Origin of the sequence: Larkinella sp. C7 (genome assembly GCF_006149005.1) — a bacterium.
Classification (GTDB): domain Bacteria; phylum Bacteroidota; class Bacteroidia; order Cytophagales; family Spirosomataceae; genus Larkinella.
This window is the reverse complement of the sequence record NZ_VBSL01000010.1, coordinates 12,709-36,033: the sequence shown is the minus strand read 5'-3', so window position 1 is coordinate 36,033 and position 23,325 is coordinate 12,709. Positions and strand designations below refer to the sequence as shown.

General features: G+C 52.5%; 11 protein-coding genes. 9 read left to right on the top strand and 2 right to left on the bottom strand.

The features are described 5' to 3' along the window. Nucleotides 1-35: 35 nt before the first annotated feature. Nucleotides 36-503, bottom strand: a complete 468-nt coding sequence (locus tag FH871_RS22280) for a hypothetical protein (protein ID WP_138993644.1) — start codon at nt 501-503, stop codon at nt 36-38. A gap of 118 nt (nt 504-621) precedes the next feature. Between FH871_RS22280 and treF the strand changes: the two genes are divergently transcribed. Beyond that, nucleotides 622-2,196, top strand: a complete 1,575-nt coding sequence (treF, locus tag FH871_RS22275) for an alpha,alpha-trehalase TreF (protein WP_138993643.1) — start codon at nt 622-624, stop codon at nt 2,194-2,196. Here treF and FH871_RS22270 read toward each other — a convergent pair. Continuing rightward, nucleotides 2,193-3,434 (bottom strand): S9 family peptidase, encoded by a 1,242-nt coding sequence (locus FH871_RS22270; protein ID WP_171062916.1) that lies wholly within the window; start codon nt 3,432-3,434, stop codon nt 2,193-2,195. The two genes, treF and FH871_RS22270, sit on opposite strands and share 4 nt — an antisense overlap. A gap of 215 nt (nt 3,435-3,649) precedes the next feature. Between FH871_RS22270 and FH871_RS22265 the strand changes: the two genes are divergently transcribed. The 8 genes from FH871_RS22265 (at nt 3,650) to FH871_RS22230 (ending at nt 23,324) form a co-directional block, all read left to right on the top strand. After that, entirely contained in the window at nt 3,650-3,988 is a 339-nt protein-coding gene (locus FH871_RS22265) for a PadR family transcriptional regulator (RefSeq protein ID WP_138993641.1), read from the top strand. Between the two features lie 126 nt (nt 3,989-4,114). Continuing rightward, nucleotides 4,115-6,751, top strand: a complete 2,637-nt coding sequence (locus tag FH871_RS22260) for a permease prefix domain 2-containing transporter (RefSeq protein ID WP_229317485.1) — start codon at nt 4,115-4,117, stop codon at nt 6,749-6,751. Between the two features lie 129 nt (nt 6,752-6,880). Further along, nucleotides 6,881-9,499, top strand: coding sequence for an ABC transporter permease (locus FH871_RS22255; RefSeq protein ID WP_229317483.1), 2,619 nt, complete (start codon nt 6,881-6,883; stop codon nt 9,497-9,499). A gap of 104 nt (nt 9,500-9,603) precedes the next feature. Continuing rightward, a complete protein-coding gene (locus tag FH871_RS22250) occupies nt 9,604-12,249 on the top strand; it encodes an ABC transporter permease (RefSeq protein WP_138993640.1) in 2,646 nt (881 codons plus the stop codon). A 74-nt stretch (nt 12,250-12,323) separates the two neighbouring features. Next, nucleotides 12,324-14,927 carry a permease prefix domain 2-containing transporter gene (locus tag FH871_RS22245; RefSeq protein WP_229317481.1) on the top strand — a complete coding sequence of 868 codons (2,604 nt, stop codon included), beginning with the start codon at nt 12,324-12,326 and terminating at the stop codon, nt 14,925-14,927. A gap of 268 nt (nt 14,928-15,195) precedes the next feature. Then, nucleotides 15,196-17,805, top strand: a complete 2,610-nt coding sequence (locus tag FH871_RS22240) for an ABC transporter permease (RefSeq protein ID WP_138993639.1) — start codon at nt 15,196-15,198, stop codon at nt 17,803-17,805. Nucleotides 17,806-17,921: 116 nt separating this feature from the next. After that, a complete protein-coding gene (locus tag FH871_RS22235; RefSeq protein WP_229317479.1) occupies nt 17,922-20,561 on the top strand; it encodes an FtsX-like permease family protein in 2,640 nt (879 codons plus the stop codon). Nucleotides 20,562-20,672: 111 nt separating this feature from the next. Further along, nucleotides 20,673-23,324 (top strand): ABC transporter permease, encoded by a 2,652-nt coding sequence (locus FH871_RS22230; protein ID WP_229317477.1) that lies wholly within the window; start codon nt 20,673-20,675, stop codon nt 23,322-23,324. The last annotated feature ends 1 nt before the right edge of the window (nt 23,325 follow it).

Here is a 23,325-nt window from a genome sequence, read left to right as displayed (position 1 = left end):
CAGGGCATTCATCGTTGATCATCCATAACCCATCATTACGTTCTAAAAACCAAAAGCGTGCCGATTTCGGCGATGAGCAGGCTGAAATGGGTGGCGGATAAACCGCTCATCTCGTAGGCCAGAAAGAACTCATCGGCGAGGATGAAAGCAGCCCACAAACCGATCGTGACGGTGAGTGCCCGGTAGGCGGCCAGCGGGTAGTCTTGCGTTTGCCGGACGGTGACTGCAAACGCGCTCCAGAGCAGCACCGCGCCAACGGCTTGCCAGACGAGAACGCCGGTGTAAAACAGGCCCGCGAGCCAGACCGGTGAATGATAAATCCCGACCACTTTTTGAACCAAGGCGTAGTTTCCTGAAGCAAAAACCCAGTTGGCTGGCAGCAAGCCGAGGGCTTTGAGGGCGTCAGTGCTGTTGCTGCACAGCACGAGGGAGAAATAGAGTGCCCAGAAGAGGAGCAAAACCGCCTGAATGGTCTTGCCGGATTGTGGGGAATTGGTCCACATAACGATTTTTCTGACTGGTTGAACAAGTAAAGGTATAGGAGAAAACAGAGGGCTTATTCCGGGAATTCGTGAACCAACCCTGTGGTGTTGGGTTTACTACTAAACGCAATTTGATTTTATGGCAGATACGAATCCCCAACTTCCCCCCCAAATATACAGCGTAGTACCGGCCATATTACCTCCCGACCAACTATTTGGCCCTTTGTTTCACGATGTGCAGATGCAGCCGGTATTTGCCGATTCCATCACCTTTGCCGACTGCTATCCCCGGCGGGCGCCGGAAGAAATTCTGAGCCAGTATGAAATTGAGAAACACCGGGAGGGATTTCGGCTGGAGGACTTTGTTCATGCCTATTTTCACCTGCCGAAAACCCTGGAAACCAACCACGTCAGTGACCAGTCGCTGCCGACAGCCGTGCATCTGAACCGGATGTGGCCGCTTTTTGAGCGCCGGTCAGAATCGTTCTGTTCCATGCTGCCGGTTCCGAAGCCCTATATCGTCCCTGGCGGGCGTTTTCGGGGACTCTATTACTGGGATAGTTATTTCACCATGCTGGGGTTGCGGGTGTCGGGCGAAAACGAAATGATCCGGCACATGGTCGCTAATTTCGCCCACCTGATCGATACCTACGGCCACATTCCGAACGCCAACCGAAGCTATTACCTGACCCGGTCGCAACCGCCGTTTTTTGCCCTGATGGTCCGGCTGCTTTCCGAAATCGACGGTCCGGACGTCCTCGTTCGCTATCTGCCCCACATGCAGAAAGAATACAATTACTGGATGGATGGCTACTTTCGGCTCGACGATCACGAAGGCGCTTTCCGGCGCGTGGTGGTGTTGCCCGACGGCAGTATTTTAAACCGCTATTGGGATGACCTCTCCGCCCCTCGGCCCGAATCCTACCGGGAGGATGTGGAACTGGCTCGTGAAGCGGCTCCCTACGGCGTTGCACCCGGAACGCTGTACCGACACATCCGGGCCGCTTGCGAATCCGGCTGGGATTTCAGTTGCCGCTGGTTTGGCGATCCGGAACAGCTGGCCACCATTCACACCACGGATATCATTCCGGTGGATCTGAACTGCCTGATGTATGATCTGGAAATAACCCTGTCGGACGCTTACCGCCAAAGTTCATTCCAGGAACCGTATGAGCATTTCAGGCAAAAAGCCGAGACCCGGCGAAAAGCCATCATGACGTATCTCTGGGACGAGAAGAGTCAGTTTTTCATGGATTACAACGTCGTTTTGCACAAGACCACGCCGGTCTGGTCACTGGCGGCTCTGTTTCCGTTGTTCTTCGGGCTGGCGACCGACGAACAGGCAGCTCAGGTTCACGAACATATCCGGAAAAGCTTTCTGAAAGAAGGCGGAGTGGTTTCAACGCTTCAGCGAAGCGGGCAGCAATGGGATTCTCCGAATGGCTGGGCACCGCTGCAATGGATCACCTACCAGGGGCTGTTGCGATACGGGTTTACGGAGACAGCCGCTGAAATCCGGAAACGCTGGACGGCGCTCAATGACAAGGTATTCCGGAATACCGGCAAAATGATGGAAAAATACAACGTCGTGGACATCGATTTGCCGGCGGGTGGGGGAGAATATCCCAACCAGGACGGTTTTGGCTGGACCAACGGAATTTATTTAGCCCTGCAAGCCAGCGACGGCACGGGACCGGCGAACGGAAAATCCTAGTTCCCTTTCAGCAGGAACGGGCTCGAAACCGAAACGTTCCGGTGGTCTTTCAGATAGAAAAAGCCGTATTGAAAACCTTCTTTCGGCACGGGGCTGGTCACGGTTCGGGTGTTGCGATCGAGGGTCGCTTTCTGCTTCGACCAGATCCGGTTCTCATTCACCGAGGTCGTGTCATTGGAATAATAAAACTCGGCGGTATAGACCGTGACCGGTGATTGGTAGGACAAACGAAGGGTCGAGTCCTGTACGGAAACCGGCGCAACGGCTGCCAGCGGAACGCCGTCGTTGAGGATGCTCTCGAAGAAATACCGGATTTCGTGCGGTTCCCAACCCGCTTCGTGGCCGTGCTTCATGTCCGGGATCAGGCACATCGTCCGCCGGCTGGGCGCAATCAGGCTGTAGGTTTTGTGGTAGGGAATGACGTTATAAAACCGGTCTTTGTTGCCATTGACGAACAGAAACTGCGGTTTGGCAAACGGCAAATACACCGACGGATCGAAATACCGCATCCACTTCCGCTGCCCGTCCGGCGAAAGCTTGCGGATGGAGGTTTTGAAAACATCGGATTCGTCGTAATACGCGCAGCCATACACCGGTGCGGCTGCCTTGAACCGGTTGTCGAGACTGGCGACCAGGCAGGTCAGATAACCGCCCCAGCTGATGCCGGTGACCGCCGTTCTGGTGGCATCGACTTCGGAAAAACTCAGCAGCAGCGAATGCGCCAGAATGGCACCCGAAACGGCTTGGTACGTCCACAGATCGCGGAGATCGGCTTTTTCCAGTTTCGAGAATTTATCGACTTCGCCCTGATCGGGTCCGGCCTGCGCGAGTCGTTTTCCGTCTTCCCCCTTTCCCGCCAGATCCATCGCGATGGCTGCGTAGCCATCAGCGGCCCATTTTTCCACCCATTCTTTGAACGCTTTTCCGCCCCCGCCGTGAATCAGGACAACGCCCGGAAACGTCCGCTTGCCGACCGGTTTTCCCCGGATCAAATCCGGATTGGAGTAATACGCAAAAACCTGCGTCGGTTTTCCTTCGTAATCGACGCTTTTATACAGAAGCGAGTGAACGGTTCCGGTTTGATTCAGCCACTCCACCGCCGGGGCCTTGCTCAGCGCCTTCAAATCCCACAGCAGCGAGTAGACTTTGATCACGCGGGGGTCGATGACCGGTGCGGTTTTCTTTTGGGCAAACCCGGTGGTTGTGCTGAGGAGCAGCAGAAAAAGGAAGCGTTTCATGGGTGAAGTCGGATTCAGGAACCGGAAACCAACGTAAGACATTCGGGAGCGGTTTTTACCCGTCCGGGCTGGTCTATCTCGCTGTACACTAGCGGACAGGAATTGTCCGAAATCGTACAGCTTCCCCGTTTACAATCCGCCTAAAACCGCTTCTAAGGCCGGTTTGGGAAGTTGGCAAGGCATTTGATCAGCAAAGATAGAACTAATTGACAGCGATGAAACGCAGCTACTTGGGCGAGTTTGAAGAAATCGTATTACTAACCGTGGCCGTCATGGAAGGCGGGGCGTATGGCGTTGCGATCACCCACGAAATCAGCGAGCAGACCGGTCGTGCGGTGCGGCTGAATCAGGTCCACGCGGCTCTGGAACGACTGGAAGACAAAGGCATGCTGAAATCGGAGATGGGCGAACCTACCGCCGAGCGCGGGGGCCGACGGAAACGGCTGTTTACGGTGACGGCCTATGGCCGACGGACGTTGCAGGAAATCCAGGAAGTCCGTGTCAGCTTCTGGGCGCGTTTGCTGAATCCGTTCAAACCGGCCACGAGTCTTTAAATGAAAGAACAAAATGAACAATGATAAAATATCGAATACTGAATAACGAATAATGAACACCGGGCGCTGGCGAAGCCACTTCATAATTCGGTGTTCACTATTCAGTATTCGATATTAAAAAAATATATGAAACCGCCCCGCCTAGCCGACCAACTACTCGAATTCTTCTGCGCTCCCCACCGGCTGGAGGAGGTGCAGGGCGACTTGCACGAGGAGTTTGATTATCAGGTGAAACGGATCGGTGAACGACGGGCCAGAATACGGTATTGGCGGGATGTACTGGGCTTTCTGAAACCCCCGGCTGGATGGCCGTTCGCCATCAAACGAAAAGCAACTGCGTATTCAACAACTCATACGATGAACCCAACCATGATTAGCAATTATTTCAAAACCGCCCGGCGGAATTTGATTAAAAACCAGACCTATGCCTTGATCAATGTCACGGGCCTGGCTATGGGCATTGGCGCTGCGCTGCTGATTTTTTCGCTCGTTCGCTACCATCATACTATCGATACACACCACCAGAAATACGCTTCCATTTACCGGGTAACCACCGAGTTTGTTACGCCTGAAGGCAATTTTAACGTAACCGGCGTTCCTTACGAACTGGGGAAAGCCCTTCGGAATGACCATCCGGATATCGAAAATCTGGCGATGATCGAGCTCTACCGGGACCCTTTGGTAGCCATTCCCGTAGCCAATGAACCTGACCGAAAGTTTAAAGACGCTCACAAAATGGGAGCCTTTGTGCAGCCTTCCTATTTTAAGATCTTCGATTACGAGTGGCTGGCTGGCGGACCAGCGGGACTGGCTCAGCCCAATACGGTGGTTCTCAGTGCTGAAAATGCCACCAGGTACTTTGGGACGACGGAGGTACTTGGCAAAATCATTAAGATCAATGCAACGCTGAATGCCCGAATTGTCGGGGTGTTTAAAGATTACCGGGATAACACCGATTTTGCCTATTCCCTGATGGCATCCTGGGCCAGTTTGCCCGAATTTCATGACCGCCCGCTGAACGTAGATTTTGACAATATCGACAGTGGTACGCAGTGCTTTGTGAGCCTGAACAGCCACTTTACGAAAGCCGACTGGGATCGGCAGATGCTGGCTTTTGTGAAAAAGTACAAACCGCACGGTCTTAAGGATACCCGGTTTCCGATGCAGCCCCTGCGGGATATTCACTTCTCGACCGAAACCGGTGGTGTGAGCTCGGGCTTGATCTGGTCATTGTTTGCCATCGGCATTTTTCTGCTCATCACGGCCTGCATCAATTTTGTCAATCTGGCCACGGCGCAGGCCCTGAACCGATCCCGGGAAGTGGGTGTCCGGAAAGTGCTGGGCAGTACGCGGCCCCAATTGTTCTGGCAATTCATGGGCGAAACCGCCTTGTTAACCCTCACGGCCACGGCCATTGCACTCCTCTTTTTTCAGTTTGGTCAGCAGTTGGCTCAGGAATATTTACACGGGGTCTTCCGGTTTACTTTTTATTACGATCCATCCGTCATTGGCTGGTTGGTACTGATCGTGACTGGGGTCATTTTCTTGTCCGGTTTTTATCCCGCTCTGGTGCTGACGGGCTTCAAACCGGCCTTGGCGCTGGCCGGACGGATCACCTCCCGGCAGGTGGGTGGTTTTTCCATACGCCGGAGTCTGGTGATCACCCAGTTTGCCATTTCACAGATGCTGATTGTGGGTATGGTCGTGGTGGCCAATCAGTTGCAGTACATCCAGACGAAAGACCTCGGTTTCCGGCAAAAGGCTATTCTTACGGTTCGGTTGCCTTCGTCACCCCAACAGGATGTCGGCAAAATGGAGAATTTTCGCCACCGGGCTATGGCCATTCCCGAGGTTGAGAAATTGAGTTATTCCATGAGCGGCCCACCCCAAACGGGCTGGATCAGCCAGACGGTTATCAAATTTGACACCCGCCCCGAACCGGAAAAATTTACCCCCCAGCAAAAGTTTATCGATGCCGCTTATGTCGATGTGTATGGGTTGAAACTGGTGGCCGGGCGAAATCTTCAGCCCGCGGATACGTCCCGGGAAGCGCTGGTCAATGAAACCTTCGTCAAGCAGTTGGGCATTCATAATCCGGCCCAGGTGCTGGGAAAAATCCTGCATACGGCCCGAAAACTGGAAATCGTGGGCGTTGTAAAAGACTTCAATGAGCGCGATCTGAAAAGTGGGATTTTTCCGCTCCTCATGACCACCCGGGCGACCAAATATTATTATGCCAGTCTGCAGTTACACAACGGCAATTTTGAGCGGGTCATCCACCAACTGGAAAAAGAGTATAACCAGCTCTATCCTGACAGTTATTTCACTGCGCAATTCGTCGATGAGCAATTGCAGGAATACTACGTTCAGGAACAAACGATGGCCAAGCTGATCAATTTCTTCGCCGGAATCGCCGTGGTGATCGGTTGTCTGGGGCTGTATGGACTGGTATTGTTTATGGCGAATCAAAAAACGAAGGAAATCGGCGTCCGGAAGGTGCTGGGCGCCAGCATCAGTAACATCCTGTGGCTGTTTGGCAAGGAGTTCGCCCGGCTGATTGCCGTCGCCTTCGTGGTCGCGACGCCCGTGGCGTGGTGGGTGATGACGCACTGGTTGCAGGATTTTGCCTATAAGATCGACATCGGTCCCGGTATTTTTGGAATAGCCCTGCTGGCAACTGTGATCGTAGCCGCACTGACCGTGAGTTTTCAGAGTGTCAAAGCTGCTTTGATGAATCCGGTGAAAAGCCTGAAAAGTGAATGAAATAAGGGGAATGATAAATAGTAAATTTCAAATGAAGAATGTAAAAGTTTGATAATCGAGGAGACGGTGACGTGCTGAGATATTTTATCATTCATCATTTGAAATTTACCATTTGAAATTATAAAACCTATGAAACCGCCCCAACTCGCCGACCGCCTTTTGGAATTCTTCTGCGCTCCCCACCGGCTGGAGGAGGTGCAGGGGGATTTGCACGAGGAGTTTCAATACCAGCTTCGGCGGGTGGGGAAACAGAGAGCGAGGAGATGGTATTGGTGGGGTGTGCTAGGCTTTCTGAAGCCCCCGGCTGGATGGCCGTTCGACATCAAACGAAAAAAGACTGACGATTCAACAACGCATCTCATGAACCCAACGATGATCAGCAATTATTTCAAAATCGCCCGGCGGAATCTGGTTCGCAACAAAGCGTTTTCGGCCATCAACATCCTCGGTCTGGCCCTCGGCATGGCGTGCAGCCTGCTCATTCTGCTGTGGGTGCAGGACGAACGCAGCGTCGACGGTTTTCACGCCAACGGCGACCGGCTTTTTCAGATCTACGAACGCGGTTTTTATGATGGCAAGGTGGAAGCCTCCTATTATACGCAGGGCCTGCTGGCAGAAGAATTAAAACGGGTCGTTCCCGAAGTGGAACGGGCCAGCGGTCTGGAACAGAGCCGAACCGCCACGTTTGAAGCGGCCGGGAAAATCAACAAGGCCGATGGATCGTTTGCGGGTGCCGACTTTTTCAGCATGTTCAGCTATCCGCTGGTGCAGGGAACGCCCGAAACCGCCTTGAACACGCCGGAAGGTATCGCCATTTCGCGAAAGATGGCCGAACTGTTTTTTGGAAAACCGGAACAGGCCGTTGGCCAGACGATTCGCTACGAGAACCGGGACGACCTGATGGTGACGGCGGTTTTCGAGAACCTGCCCGCCAACTCGTCGCAGCATTTTGATTTTTTGCGGAGCTGGAAAGCGTATGTGAAAGAAAACCAGTGGGTTCATAACTGGAGCAACACGAGTCCATTGACGTTCGTGCAGCTTCGTCCGGGAGCCGATCCGGCGAAAGTCGAGGCCAAAATCAAGGAGTTCATCTACCAGTATACCACGAAAACTGCCGGATCACATACCGAACTCGCCTTGCAACCCTACCCCGAAAAGTACCTGAATGCGACCTTCAAAAACGGTCAGGTCGATGGCGGGCGGATCGACTACGTGCGGCTGTTTAGTGTCGTGGCGGTTTTTATTCTGCTCATTGCCTGCATCAATTTCATGAACCTGGCCACGGCCCGCTCCACCAAACGGGCGAAGGAAGTGGGCGTTCGGAAGGTGGTGGGAGCGGTTCGTTCCGCCTTGATCGGGCAGTTTATGGGCGAGGCTATTCTGCTCACGTTTGTCGCAGTGGTGCTGGCGGTGATGCTGGTGCTCATCCTCCTGCCCGCCTTTAATGAGCTGACCGGAAAGCGCCTGTTTTTGCCGTTCGGACAACCGGTTTTCTGGGCGAGTCTTGTCGGACTTCTGCTCCTGACGGGCCTGGTGTCGGGGAGTTACCCGGCCCTGTTTCTGTCTTCCATGAATCCGATCCTGGCTTTGAAAGGGCGGATGCTGTCGGCGCGTCTGGGATTTGGCGCAACGTTTTTCCGGAAAAGTCTGGTGGTTTTTCAGTTTTCGCTTTCTATGATTCTCATCGTGGGCATGATCGTGATCTACCGCCAAATGGGCTATATCCAGTCGAAAAACATTGGGTATGACCGCGAAAATCTGCTTTACATTCCCATCGAGGGAGATTTGGTTCAGAAATATAATCTGTTCAAAGACGAAGCGGAGAAACAGCCGGGCATCCTGACCATTTCGAGGATGAAGGAATCCCCCACCCTGATTGGCCACCACCGGAGCGACATCGAATGGGTTGGCAAAGATCCGGGCCTGTTGGTGCCGTTTGCCGACGCCGTGGTGGGCTTCGATTTTCTGAAAACCATGAACCTGAAACTGGCCGAAGGGCGCGATTTCTCCCGCGAATTCGGCACCGATTCGGCCAGCTACCTCGTCAATGAAGCGGCTGTTCGGAAAATTGGCTACAAAAACCCGATCGGAAAGTCGATGTGGTGGGGAAACCGGGAGGGCAAGATCATCGGCGTTTTGAAAGATTTCCACTTCAATTCCATGCACCAGGCCATTGAACCGCTGATTGTCCGGCTCGACGAACAGCAAAAATGGGGCAGTATTCTGGTTCGGGCCGAAGCCGGCAAAACCCGGGAAGCGCTGGCCAGTCTGGAAAAAATCTGCAAAGAACTGAATCCCAATTTTCCGTTTACCTACCAGTTTTCGGACCTGGAATACGCCAAATTATACCACAGCGAACAGGTGGTCAGCCAACTCGCCAATGCCTTTGCTTTTCTGGCCATTTTCATTTCCTGTCTGGGTTTGTTTGGGCTGGCGGCTTTCATGGCCGAGCAGCGCACGAAAGAAATCGGCGTTCGCAAGGTGCTGGGTGCATCGGTTCCGAACATTGTGGTTCTGCTGTCGGCCAACTTCCTGAAACCCGTCGCCATCGCCATGCTGATCGCGTTTCCCATTGCCTGGTATGCCATGAACCGCTGGCTGCAGGGGTTTGCGTATCAGGTTGATCTCGCGTGGTGGGTGTTTGCCGTTGCGGGTTTGCTGACGGTGGTGATCGCGCTGCTGACCGTCAGTTTTCAAAGCGTCAAAGCCGCTTTGATGAATCCGGTGAAAAGCCTGAAAAGTGAATAAGATGAATAGCGAATATTGAATAAAGAATAGCGAAGGTAGAATTGTCATCCGCAGAGCACTTCGATATTCGTTGTTCATTATTCAGTATTCGATAGCTAAACAACATGAAACCGCCCCAACTCGCCGACCGACTCCTGAAATTTTGCTGCGCTCCCCACCGGCTGGAGGAGGTACAGGGCGATTTGCACGAGGAGATTCAATACCAGCTTCGGCGGGTGGGGAAACCGAGAGCGAGGAGACAGTATTGGTGGAATGTGCTGGGGTTTATTCTGTCGTTTGCGCTTAAAAGAAAGTCAATTGAGTATTCAACAACGCATCTAACAAACCCGATAATGATCCAAAATTACTTCAAAATTGCCTGGCGGAATCTCTGGCGGAAAAAAGTGTTTTCGGCCATCAACATCGCCGGTCTGGCCGTTGGTCTGGCCACCTGTCTGCTCATTGTCCTGTTTGTACAGGACGAGCTGAGTTACGACCGCTACAATACGAAAGCCGACCGGCTGTTCCGCATGACGATGCACATCCGCCTGGGCGGCAAGGAAATGAACATGGCGTATGCCCCCGCGCTGGCGGGGGCCGCTATGTTGCGCGATTATCCGGGCGTAGAAGCTTTCACGCGGCTGGAAAGTGAAGGAACGTTTGTGATCAAATCCGGCAACGAGCGGTTTAAGGAAGAACGGGTGGTGTTTGCCGATTCCAATTTCTTCGCGGTTTTTTCGATTCCGCTGTTGAAAGGGAACGTAAAGACGGCGTTGACCGAACCCAATACCGTCGTCCTCACCGAATCGACCGCCCGGAAGTATTTTGGCGATCAGAATCCGGTGGGCAAAAGCCTGACGATGGGCACCAAGGGCCTTTTTCGGGTCACGGGCGTTTGCCGGGATGTGCCTTCCAATAGTCACTTTCATTACGACTTCTTCGGCTCGTATCGCTCGATTCGGCAGGGAGAAAAATGGCTGGCCAGCGGGTCGCATACGTACCTATTGCTGCGGGAAGGCTATTCGGTGGCGCAACTGGCGGCCCAAAGCCCAAACATTGTCCGCAAATACATGGGGCCGGAGGTGCCGGAGTTTCTGGGCATGACCTACGACGAATACCTCCGGAAAGGCGACCGGATGGGGTTCCGGTTTCAGCCCGTCACGGACATTCACCTGGGACCCAATTGGGAGAACGAACTCGAAGCGAACAGCGATCCCAAATACGTCTATATTTTTTCGGCCATTGCGGTTTTTATTCTGCTGCTGGCCTGCATCAATTTCATGAACCTGTCGACGGCCGGGTCGGCCAATCGGGCCAAGGAGGTCGGCATTCGCAAAGTGCTGGGGTCGGTACAGCAGCAGTTGATTCGCCAATTCCTGTCCGAATCGGTTTTGATCACGTTTCTGGCGCTCGTGGTGGCTGGGGTTTTGGTGGCCGTTGCGCTGCCGACGTTCAATCAACTGGCTAATAAAGCGTTCGATCTGGGGACGCTGTTGAATGTCCGCCTGATGGGCTACACCCTGATGGGCAGTTTGCTGGTTGGGCTGTTGGCGGGCAGCTATCCGGCTTTTTTCCTGTCATCGTTCAAACCGGTTAGTGTGCTGAAAGGCAAACTCTTATCCGGGGTGCGCAGCGGCTGGTTACGGAATACCCTCGTTACGGTGCAGTTCGTCGTTTCCATCGGCATGATCATCGGAACGCTGGTCGTCTATCAGCAACTGCGGTTCATTCAGAACAAAAAAGTCGGTTTTGACAAAGAGCAGGTGCTGATTCTGCACGACACTTACGTGCTGGGCGATAAACTGAAGACGTTCAGAAGCGAACTGGCGAAGCAATCACAAATCGTCAGTGCCAGTCTGGCGGGTTACCTGCCGGCGGGCCGTTCCAACCAGGGCGTCGACGGTTTTCGGGATGTGAACGCACCCACGGAAACAGTGCCTTTCCGGCTGAAAACCTACCGGATCGACGAGCAGTATCTGCCCACGCTGGGTATCGGGGTGGCATTGGGCCGGAACTTCTCCAAAGCGTTTTCGGGCGACAGTGCTGCGGTACTGGTCAACGAAGCTGCCGTCCGGCAGTTTGGCTGGAAAAACCCGGTTGGACAGCGCATCACTACCGTGGGCGACGGTAGTCCGGGCGACCGGCAAACCTACACGGTGGTCGGGGTAACGAAGGATTTTCACTTTGAATCCATGCACCAGCACATTGCGCCCCTGATCATGTTTTACGGCGGAGACTGGTACCAGATGGCCCTGCGCATCCGCACCGACAACGTCCCCGCTTTGCTCAAAATGCTGGAGCAAAACTGGAAAGCCGAAACCGATATGCCTTTCTCGTATTCATTTCTGGATGAGCGGTTTAACAAGATGTATCAGGCTGAGCAGCGGATTGGACAACTGTTTGGCATTTTCGCGGGGCTGGCGGTTTTCATTGCTTGTCTGGGCCTGTTCGGTCTGGCGGCTTTTACTACGCTCCAGCGTACCAAGGAAATCGGCGTTCGCAAGGTGCTGGGTGCATCCGTTGCCAGCATCGTAGCGCTGCTTTCCAAAGACTTTCTGCGGTTGGTTTTCGTCGCCATTCTGATTGCCACGCCGATGGGCTGGTATGCCATGAAGGAGTGGCTGGCCGATTTTGCCTACCGGATCGATCTGGAATGGTGGGTTTTCGGGCTGGCCGGTTTTCTGGCCGTTGCCGTTGCTCTTCTGACGGTCAGTTTCCAGAGTATCAAAGCGGCTTTGGTGAATCCTGTTCGCTCGCTGCGCTCGGAATGAAGAATTAAGAGTTAAGAATTATGAGTTAAGTGCGTCAGCCAACTCATAATTCTTAACTCTTCACTCATAACTCTATGCAACCACCCCAACTCGCCGACCATCTCCTGAAATTTTGCTGCGCTCCCCACCGCCTGGAGGAGATTCAGGGCGATTTGCACGAGGAGTTTCAGTACCAGCTTCGGCGGGTGGGCGAACGGCGGGCGAGGGTGCGGTATTGGTGGGATGTGCTGGGATTTGTGCTGTCGTTTGCGAGTAAAAAAAGGTCAAAAGAAGATTCAAAAACGCATCTAGCGAACCCGATTATGTTCCGGAATCATTTCAAAATTGCCTGGCGAAATTTGACGAAAGACCGTCAGTTTACGGCACTTAACCTGGTCGGTTTGTCTACCGGTTTAGCCTGTACCTTGTTGATTTATCTGTGGGTAAAGGATGAATTACAAATGGATACATACAACGAAAAAGACGAGCAGCTTTTTCAGGTCATGGCCAATCATTTTCACGAAGATGACGTGAACACCATCAATCATACGCCCGGTCTTCTGGCGGATGCGCTGGCGACCGAAATGCCCGAAGTCGAGCATGCTGTAACGGTGGTTCCGGCGTCCTGGTTTTCCAGCAAAGGGATCATTTCTGTAGGCGAAACCCGGCTAAAATCGGGTGGGCAGTTTGTCGGGAAGGATTATTTTAATGTCTTTACCTGCCCATTTCTTCAGGGAGATAAAAACAGCATTTTTTCGGATAACCATACCGTTGCACTTTCCGAGGAACTGGCTATAAAACTGTTTGGTACTACGACAGATGTGCTTGGCAAGGCCGTCAAATGGGATCACGAGGAATTCAGCGGGACTTACCGCGTGGGGGGTGTTTTCGCCAATAGCCCGGCCAATTCGACCGAACCGTTTGATCTTCTGTTCAGTTTTAACGTCTTTTTTGTCAGACGACCCGGTATGGAAAACTGGGGGAACAGCGACCCGAGTACGTTTCTGGTTTTGCGGGAAGGTGCCGATTTAGACCGATTTAACGCAAAAATCAGGGATTTTTTGCAGACAAAAGATAAAACAAAGACGCAATTATTCGCAATCCGGTATTCCGATAAATACCTCCACGGACAGTTTGAAAATGGCAAACCAGTTGGCGGACGGATTACGTATGTAAAACTGTTTTCGATCATCGCGGTCTTCATTCTGCTCATTGCCTGCATCAATTTTATGAATTTGTCGACGGCAAAAGCATCAGGGCGAATCAAAGAAGTGGGCATCAAAAAAGTGGTGGGAGCCCTGCGCAGTTCGCTGGTTTTTCAATACCTGGGCGAATCTCTTTTGATGGCTTTTCTGTCGCTCATTATAGCGGTTTTTCTCCTGATTCTGTTGCTTCCACAATTCAATTTGATTACGGGCAAGCACATCAGTCTGGAGTTTGACGGCACGCTGCTGCTGTCGATTGTCGGCATCACGGTATTGACCGGTTTAATCGCCGGCAGTTACCCGGCTTTGTATCTTTCCGGTTTCAATCCAACGGCGGTATTGAAAGGCAAACTCAAAACGTCGGTTGGCGAGTTGATGGTCAGAAAAGGCCTGGTGGTGTTTCAATTCACGGTTTCCATCCTGTTTATCGTCTCGGTTCTGGTAGTGTATCGGCAAATTAAGTATATCCAGACCAAAAATCTGGGCTACAACCGGGAGAACATTATTCATTTCGAAATTCCGCTGGAAATGGATTCTGTCAAGCTGAAATCGGCAGAGGGCTTTCTGGCCGAAATCAAAACGATTCCGGGCGTGGTCAATGCGTCGAGTTATTACCACAACCTGACGGGTGGCCACGGGGCGATTTCCGGGTTTCAATGGCCGGGAAAACCGCCGGGCAAAGACATCGAGTTTGCTAATCTGGAAGTGGGATATAACTTCATCGAAACCCTCGGCATGGAACTGAAAGAAGGCCGCGGTTTTTCCAACAGCCCGGGTTCGTACAACGAAATTATTTTCAACGAAGCGGCTATTAAAAGCATGGGATTGAAAGATCCGATTGGCAAAACCGTCAAATTTTGGGATCGGGAGCGGCAGATTGTGGGCGTGGTCAGAAACTTCAACTTCGAATCGCTGTACGAAACCGTGAAACCGTGCTTTTTCCAGGTCTATCCGGTCATGCCCAACATCATGGTGAAGATGCAGGGCGGCACGGAACAACAGACGATTGCGCGCATTCAGAAGGTATTCGAAGCCCATCACCAGGGCCTCGTTTTTGACTACCAGTTTCTGGACGAAAACTACCAGGCGCTCTATGCCGCCGAGCGTCGAATCGGTGTCCTGTCACGGTATTTTGCCGGACTCACCATCCTCATTTCCTGTCTGGGCCTGTTCGGTTTAGCGGCTTTTACGGCCCAACGGCGGCAGAAGGAAATCGGCATTCGAAAAGTGGTGGGTGCCACAGTCGGCAATGTCGCCCTGATGCTGTCGGTGGATTTCCTGAAGCTGTTGCTGATTGCGCTCCTGATCGCTTTTCCGGTCATCGGCTGGGCACTCAATCAATGGCTGCACAACTTTGCCTACCATGTCGATTTAGGCTGGGGTGTGTTCATTATCGCCGGATTGTCGATTACAGTAATTACTTTATTGACAGTCGGTTACCAGGCCGTGAAAGCGGCTTTGATGAATCCGGTGAAGAGTTTGAGAAGTGAATGAAATAAGGGAAATGATAAATAGTAAATTTCAAATGATGAATGTCAAAGGAGTTAGGCGGTACTTACNTTACAGTAATTACTTTATTGACAGTCGGTTACCAGGCCGTGAAAGCGGCTTTGATGAATCCGGTGAAGAGTTTGAGAAGTGAATGAAATAAGGGAAATGATAAATAGTAAATTTCAAATGATGAATGTCAAAGGAGTTAGGCGGTACTTACCCTTTTATATTTAACATTCATCATTTAACATTTTAAATTAAAAAGGTTGAAGTGATACCTGCTCCCCCAAAACTCGCCGATCGACTGCTCAAATTCTTTTGTTCTCCCCACCGCTTGGAGGAGATTCAGGGCGATTTGCACGAGGAGTTTGCCTTTCAGGTGAAACGCATCGGCGAACGACGGGCCAGATGGCGGTATTGGCGGGATGTGCTGGGATTTTTGACCCTGTTTGCCATTCGAAGAAAATCAACGGAGTATTCAACAACCTCATTAACGAACCCAAGCATGATCCGGAATTATTTTAAAATCGCCTGGCGGAATCTCCTGAGCAACAAGGGCTATTCGGCCATTAATATTGTTGGTTTATCGGTGGGCATGGCCGTTGCCATGCTCATTGGCTTATGGATTTATGATGAGCTATCGTTTAATCAATCCCATCAAAATCACGACCGGATTGCGCAGGTGCTCGAAAACCAGACACTCGAACAGGGCATCCAAACCTATGGCGCGTTGCCGTTTCCGTTGAGTCGGGAACTGCGAACAAAATACCCGGACGATTTCAAATCCGTTGTGGCGTATTCCTGGGCGGAACAGATTCTGGCGTTTCAGGATCAGAAACTTACCCGGGCCGGCAGTTTTGCCGAACCGGATTTCCCGGAGATGATGACGCTGAAAATGCGCAGTGGCACACGGCTTGGTCTGAAAGAGCCGGCTTCGATATTACTTTCTGAATCAACTGCCAAAGCCCTTTTTGGTGCCGTTGACCCGCTCCATAAAGCCATTAAAGTCGGCAATAAACACACGGTACAGGTGACGGGCGTTTACGAAGATTTGCCGCACAATACCTTGCTGAAAGACCTGGCTTTCGTGGCACCCATCGAACTGATTTTCTCCGAAGATACCGAACGCTCGTATCTGAATAACTGGCGCAGCAGTTCGTTCGAGATTTTTGCGCAACTGAATCCGAACAGCCGTTTTGACGATGTTTCCCGGAAAATCGAGAACGTCTTTCGCCAGCATACGGATAGTAAAGCGCAGCCCGCTCTTTTTTTGCATCCCATGAACCGCTGGCATTTGTATTCGGAGTTTAAAAACGGCGTGAATAGCGGTGGACGCATCCAGTTTGTCTGGCTTTTTGGCGTCATTGGCGTTTTTGTGCTGTTGCTGGCGTGCATTAACTTCATGAATCTCAGCACCGCACGGTCGCAGAAACGGGCGAAAGAAGTTGGCATTCGGAAAGCGATTGGGTCGCAGCGAAGCCAGATTATCGGTCAGTTTTTTAGCGAATCGTTTCTGGTCGTTGCCTTGTCCTTTGTGCTGTCCTTGGCGTTGGTCCAACTTGTTCTGCCGATTTTTAACGACGTGGCCGACAAGCAGATGACGATGCTGTGGTCGGATGCCTGGTTCTGGTTGTTGAGCATCGGCTTTAGTCTCTTTACGGGCATCGTTGCGGGTAGCTATCCGGCCCTCTATCTGTCTTCTTTTCAGCCCATTAAAGTGCTCAAGGGAACTTTTAATATCGGTCGTCTGGCGTCGATTCCCCGCCAAGTGCTGGTTGTGGTTCAGTTTACGGTTTCGGTGACACTCATCATCGGAACGATCATTGTTTTCCGGCAGATTCAATTCGCCAAAAACCGTCCGATTGGCTATAACCGCGAAGGATTGATCAACATCACCATGAATACGCCCGAGCTTCAGGGGCGTTATGATGCGCTCCGAAACGAATTGCTGGCCACCGGAGCCGTTGCCAACATGGCCGAAGCGTCGAGCCCGGCCACCAACATCTGGTCGTCGGCCAATAACCTGGAATGGCGGGGCAAGAATCCGAATCAGACCTCGGCTTTCGGTACCATCTGTGTGACACCAGAATTTGGCGATGTGGTAGGGTGGAAAATAAAAGAAGGGCGTGGTTTTTCCCGCCAATTTTCGACGGATTCGATGACGTTTGTCCTGAACGAAGCGGCCGTTAAACAGATTGGTCTCCAAAAACCGGTTGGCGAAATCATCCGCTGGCACGATCAGAACTGGAAAGTAATCGGGGTTGTGAAAGACATGGTTATGAAATCGCCTTTCGAGCCGGTGATGCCGACGGTTTTTATGATGAACACCCACGAACGGACGCTAAATTTCATCCACATCAAGCTAAATCCGGCGATGAGCGCCGGGCTGGCGCTGGAAAAACTGGAGACGGTTTTCAAAAAGATCAATCCCGACGCCCCATTCGAGTACAAGTTTGCCGACCAGGAGTTTGCGGCCAAATTCGCGGCTGAGGAACGCATCGGCAAACTGGCAAGCTTCTTTGCGGGCCTGGCCATTTTCATCAGTTGTCTGGGCATCTTCGGTCTGGCGTCTTTCGTCGCGGAGCAGCGTACGAAGGAAATCGGGGTTCGAAAGGTGCTGGGGGCTTCGGTCGCCAATCTCTGGGGATTGTTGTCGAAAGATTTCGTGCTGCTGGTCATTATTTCGTGCCTGCTTTCGTCGCCGATTGCGTGGTATTTCCTGAACGACTGGCTCCAGAAATACGAATACCGGACTGAAATTTCCTGGTGGATTTTCGCAACCGCCAGCTTTGGCGCGTTGGCCATTACGGTATTGACGGTCAGTTTTCAGGCGATAAAAGCGGCTTTGATGAATCCGGTGAAGAGTCTGCGAAGCGAATGAAATAAGGGAAATGATAAATAGTAAATTTCAAATGATGAATGTCAAAGGAGTTAGGCGATGCTCATCCTTTTATATTTAACATTCATCATTTAACATTTTAAATTAAAAAGGTTGAAGTGATACCTGCTCCCCCAAAACTCGCCGACCAGCTCCTCCGATTCTTTTGTTCTCCCCACCGGCTGGAGGAGATTCAGGGCGATTTGCACGAGGAGTTTGCCTTTCAGGTAAAACGCATCGGCGAACGGCGGGCCAGATGGCGGTATTGGCGGGATGTGCTGGGATTTGTAACCCTGTTTGCCATTCGAAGAAAATCGAGCGACGATTCAACAACCTCATTAACGAACCCCAGTATGATCCGGAATTACTTCAAAATTGCCTGGCGGAACCTGCTTCGCTATCGACTGAATAGCACACTTACGATCACCGGACTGGCGCTGGGGCTGGCGTGCGGTTTGCTCATCATTCTCCACGTCAAGGAGGAACTGAGTTACGACAAAGGCTTTACGAAAGCCGACCGCATTTTCCGGATTACCACGGAGAATATTGGTGAGAAAAGCCGGATCTGGGCCGCTACGTCGCCCATCATCGGCGTGGAAATGAAGCAGCAAATCCCCGCTATTCAGACCCTGGCGCGTTTCCATCGTCCTTATCCCGATCGGGTGTTCAGTTATGCACCGTCGGGCGGTGAACTTCGGCAGTTTGAAGAGAAACGCGGTTTTTATGCCGACTCGACGGCGGTCGAGGTGTTTGATCTGGTGTTTGTCAAAGGAGATCCGCAAACGGCTTTGAAACAGGTCGATGGCATTGTGCTGACCGAAGCAACGGCCAAAAAATACTTCGGCGACGACGAACCGCTGGGCCAAGTGATTCAGGATGATCTGGACAAACGCCCGTTGACCGTGACGGGGGTGATCAGCGACTTTTCGTTTCCGACTCACCTGCAATTTGACTACCTGATTTCCATGTCCACCTACTATCGCTTTGCCGATAAAAGGTCGCTGGAAAACCGGAGCTGGTCGGGATTTTACAACTACGTGCTGCTGAACCGCAATGCCTCGCTGTCGGAAGTGGAAGCGCGACTACCGGCGTTTATGGTGAAATTCTACGAGGTAGCGGGCGAAAACCGGAAAGACATTCTGGCGACCCGGAAGACGCACCTTCAGCCCATCACGGCCATTCACCTGCATTCGAAGCTGGAAAAGGAAATGGGTCCGAACAGCGACATTCTGTACGTATATGTGTTTGCGTTGGCGGCTCTGTTTATCTTGCTGGTGGCGTCGGTCAACTTCATCAACATGGCAACGGCGCAGGCCTTTAACCGGATGAAGGAGGTGGGTGTACGGAAAGTGCTGGGTGCCCGGAAAGAACAGTTGGTGAAACAATTTCTGGGCGAATCGTTCCTGCTGACGCTGACGGCCGCGGTTCTGGCGCTCCTGCTGTTCCGGCTGGCGATTCCGTTTTACAACGCGCTCACGGCTAAAAACCTTCAGTTTGGGCAGTTTTTCAACACGGCAAATGTTGTCATTATGCTGCTGCTGGCCGGATTGATCAGCCTGGTTGCTGGCCTGTATCCCGCGTGGTTCATCTCCAATTTCGAGCCGGTTACTTCCCTGAAAGGCAGGAAGAATTCGGTTTCGTCGGTGACACTGGTGCGCAAAGGGTTGATTGTTTTCCAGTTTGCGGTCTCGGTTTTCATGATTTTCAGTACCATCGTGGTGTACCGGCAAATGCAGTTTTTCCAGAACAAGAAGCTGGGCTTCGATCAGGAACAGGTCGTGGCCGTAAAACTTTATGGTCAGGAAATGCACGAAAAAGTGTCTACGATTCAGAATGAATGGCTGAAAAATTCCGCGATCACGGATGTGGCCCTGATTTCAGTTCTGCCCGGCGACCGGTTTAGTACCGATATGCTCACCCCGTTAGAAAAAGCCGACGATGCCAGTCAGATGCGGTTTATGTGGGCCGATGAACACATGCTTCCGGTGCTGAAAATTGGACTGAAAACCGGGAGCAATTTCGGGCGGAAAACCGAAGGTGCTCACTTCCCTTATATTCTGAACGAAGCGGCTGTGAAAGCGCTTAAATTACAGTCGCCGATTGGCCAGAAAATGGTTTCACTGGGTGATACGGGCGAGATTGTGGGCGTTGTCAATGATTTTCATTTTGCTTCCCTGCATAGTGCCGTCGAACCGCTGGTGATTGTTCAGCATCCCGGTCAGGCCAACTACTTTTTGCTGAAAATCAAAGGCAATAAGCTACCCGAAACGTTGCAATTTACCCGGTCAACCCTGGCTCGTTTATCGCCCCAAAGCCTGTTTAGGTACACCTTTCTGGACGAAAAACTGGCCCGGCTCTACGATTCAGAACAACGCGTAGGCAATGTGCTGACGGTTTTTGCGGTTTTTGCGATTTTCATTTCCTGTCTGGGCTTGTTTGGTTTATCGGCTTACGCGGCTCAACTGCGCATCAAGGAAGTCGGGATTCGCAAGGTGTTGGGGGCAACGGTTTCGGCCGTGGTTCTTTTGCTGTCCCGAGACTTTCTCCGTCTGGTGATCATCGCGACGCTGCTGGCTTCACCACTGGCCTGGTGGGCGATGAGCCGCTGGCTGGAAGGGTTCGCTTACGCCATTGAGATGGAGTGGTGGATGCTCGTTTTGACGGCTGGTTTGGCAGTTTCGGTGGCCGTGCTGACGATCAGTTTCCAGAGTATCAAAGCGGCTTTGATGAATCCGGTGAAGAGTTTGAAAGCGGAATGAAAAGAATTTTAAACGATAAATTTCAAATGATGAATGTCAAAGGAATTAGGCTCCGCGCATCCTTTTATATTTAACATTCATCATTTAACATTTTACATTAAAAAGGTTGAAGTGATACCTGCTCCCCCAAAACTCGCCGACCAGTTCCTCCGATTCTTTTGTTCTCCCCACCGGCTGGAGGAGGTACAGGGCGATTTGCACGAGGAGTTTGCCTTTCAGGTAAAACGCATTGGCGAACGGCGGGCCAGATGGCGGTATTGGCGGGATGTGCTGGGATTTTTAAAACCCCGGCCGGGCCGACGTTCGGCCGGATGGCCGTTTAAATCGGATGATTCTTCTTTAATGTTTATTCTTAACCCAACTATGCTCAGCAATTACCTTTTGATTTCCCTGCGGAACCTTTGGCGCAACCGGCTTTCGAGCGCCATCAGTACGGTTGGATTGGCCGTCGGTCTGGCGAGTGGCCTGATGATTTTTCTGCTGGTTGACTGGCTGTTCAGTTTCGACCGGTATCACGCCAAGGCCGACCGGACCTACTGGGTCGTGACGGACATCCGTCATGATAACGTGGTTCCAAGCGATGCAACGCCCCGGCCGCTGGGCGATGTGCTGCGCCGGGATTATCCGTTCGTAGAAACCGCCGTCCGCCTGGAACTGGCGTTTCGGAAAATCATCGGGATACCGGACGGAAAAGGCGGTTTGGCAAAGAAGTTCGAAGAGTCACGCAACATCGGTTTTGTCGAACCGCAGTATTTTGAGGTGTTTGGGGTGGAATGGGTGAAGGGAAGTCCGAAAACCGCCCTGAACGCGCCCAATACGGTTGTTTTATCGGAACGATACGCCCAAAAATACTTCGACAATGCCGACCCGGTTGGCCGTACACTGCGGTTTGATAACCAGACGAATCTAACCGTTACAGGCGTCATTAAAAACCCGCCGTCCAATACCAAGCTGCCTCTGGAGATGCTGGTTTCCTACGCGACTTTTCCCGTGTTGACGGGCGATTTACAGGCCATGCAACGCTGGAATGCGCCCGCTGCCCTGTGCTTTGTAACGCTTCGGGAAGGGGCCTCCGTTGCTCAGTTGACCGGGGCCTTTCCGGCCATTCGCCGGAAGTACCTGGCCGGGCCGGAAGCGAAACGGCTTGATTTTCGAGCCCTGCCCCTGAGCGACCTGAACCACAATCCCCAATACGGCGGCCATGCCCCGCGTCCCATTCTGTATGCGCTGATCATCCTGGGCGTGTTTCTGGTCGGGGCTGCCTGCATCAATTTCATCAACGTCGCCACGGCCCGTGCCATCAAACGGTCGAAAGAAGTGGGCGTTCGGAAAGCCATCGGAAGCACGCGCGGGCAGTTGATCGGCCAGTTTATGACCGAGACCACCCTGGTGGTGCTGGCGGCAGTCGGGCTGGCCCTGCTGTTGACCCAACTCAATCTGCCCCTGTTGAACTCGGCTTTGGACAAACTAAACGCGGATCTCTCGGTGCTGCATGTGTTTCGGCCCGACGCGTTGTGGTGGTTTGGCGGTCTGATTCTGGGGGTCATTCTGTTGGCGGGATTCTACCCGGCCCTGATTTTGTCGCGGTTCAATCCGGTGATGGCGTTGCGCGGGCGGCTGACGACGCAGCAGGTCGGTGGCGTTTCGGTTCGGCGCGGTCTGGTGGTCGTGCAGTTTTTTATTACGCAACTTTTCGTGATTGGGGCCATTGTCATGACGAGGCAGGTGCAGCACATGCAGCAGGCCGATCTGGGTTTCACGAAAGAATCGGTGCTGACGGTTCCGGTGCCGACTACCAACCCGTTGAAGCAACAGACCCTGCGCGAACAACTGGCTCAACTCCCCGGCGTTGCACAGGTGGCGCTGGCGGGCGATCCCCCCGCTTCATACCGTCGGCCGCCGGTTTCGTTTACCTACGACAGCCATCCGGAACCGGAGAAATTTCCGGTCAATGTGAAAGTGGGCGACAAAGACTACGTTCCGCTGTTTGACCTGAAGCTGGTAGTGGGGCGGAATTTTCGGACCAACGATTCGACGAACAACGAAGCGCTGGTGAATCAGGCCATGATCAAACAACTGGGCCTGCCAACCCCTGCGGCCATCCTGGGCAAACGGCTCACGGTTTTTGGGAGAACCCAAACCGTGGTGGGCGTGGTGAATGATTTTCAGATCGGCAAAGTCCACGGCAGTGTGCCGCCCACGGTCCTGCTCAATTCGCACGCAGATTTTGCCATAGCGGCCTTGAAAGTGGCTCCGAACAACCGGTCCGCTACAGTGCAGGCGGTTGAGAAAGCCTGGAATGGGCAGTTTCCCGAAAACGTTTTCAAAGCGGTTTTTGTGGACGATCTGGTGAATGAATTTTACCTGACCGAACGGGTTCTGCTGGGGCTGATCCAAGCCTTTTCGCTGGTGGCCATTCTGATTGGTTGTCTGGGCGTCTACGGTTTGGTGGCTTTCATGGCCGAATCGAAAACGAAGGAAATTGGTGTTCGGAAAGTGCTCGGGGCTACTCAGGCTCAGCTTTTGTGGCTGTTTGGCCGGGAGTTCGGCAAGCTGGTTTTGCTGGGCTTTCTGGTGGCCGCTCCGCTGGGCTGGTGGCTCATGACCCACTGGCTCCGGAGCTACGAATACCGGATCGAATTGAGTTGGTGGATTTTTGCAGGGGCCGCGTTGCTGACCGCGGGCATCACCCTGCTCACGGTAGCCTATGAGTCCGTCAAAGCCGCTTTGATGAACCCCGTGAAGTCGTTGCGTTCCGAATAAA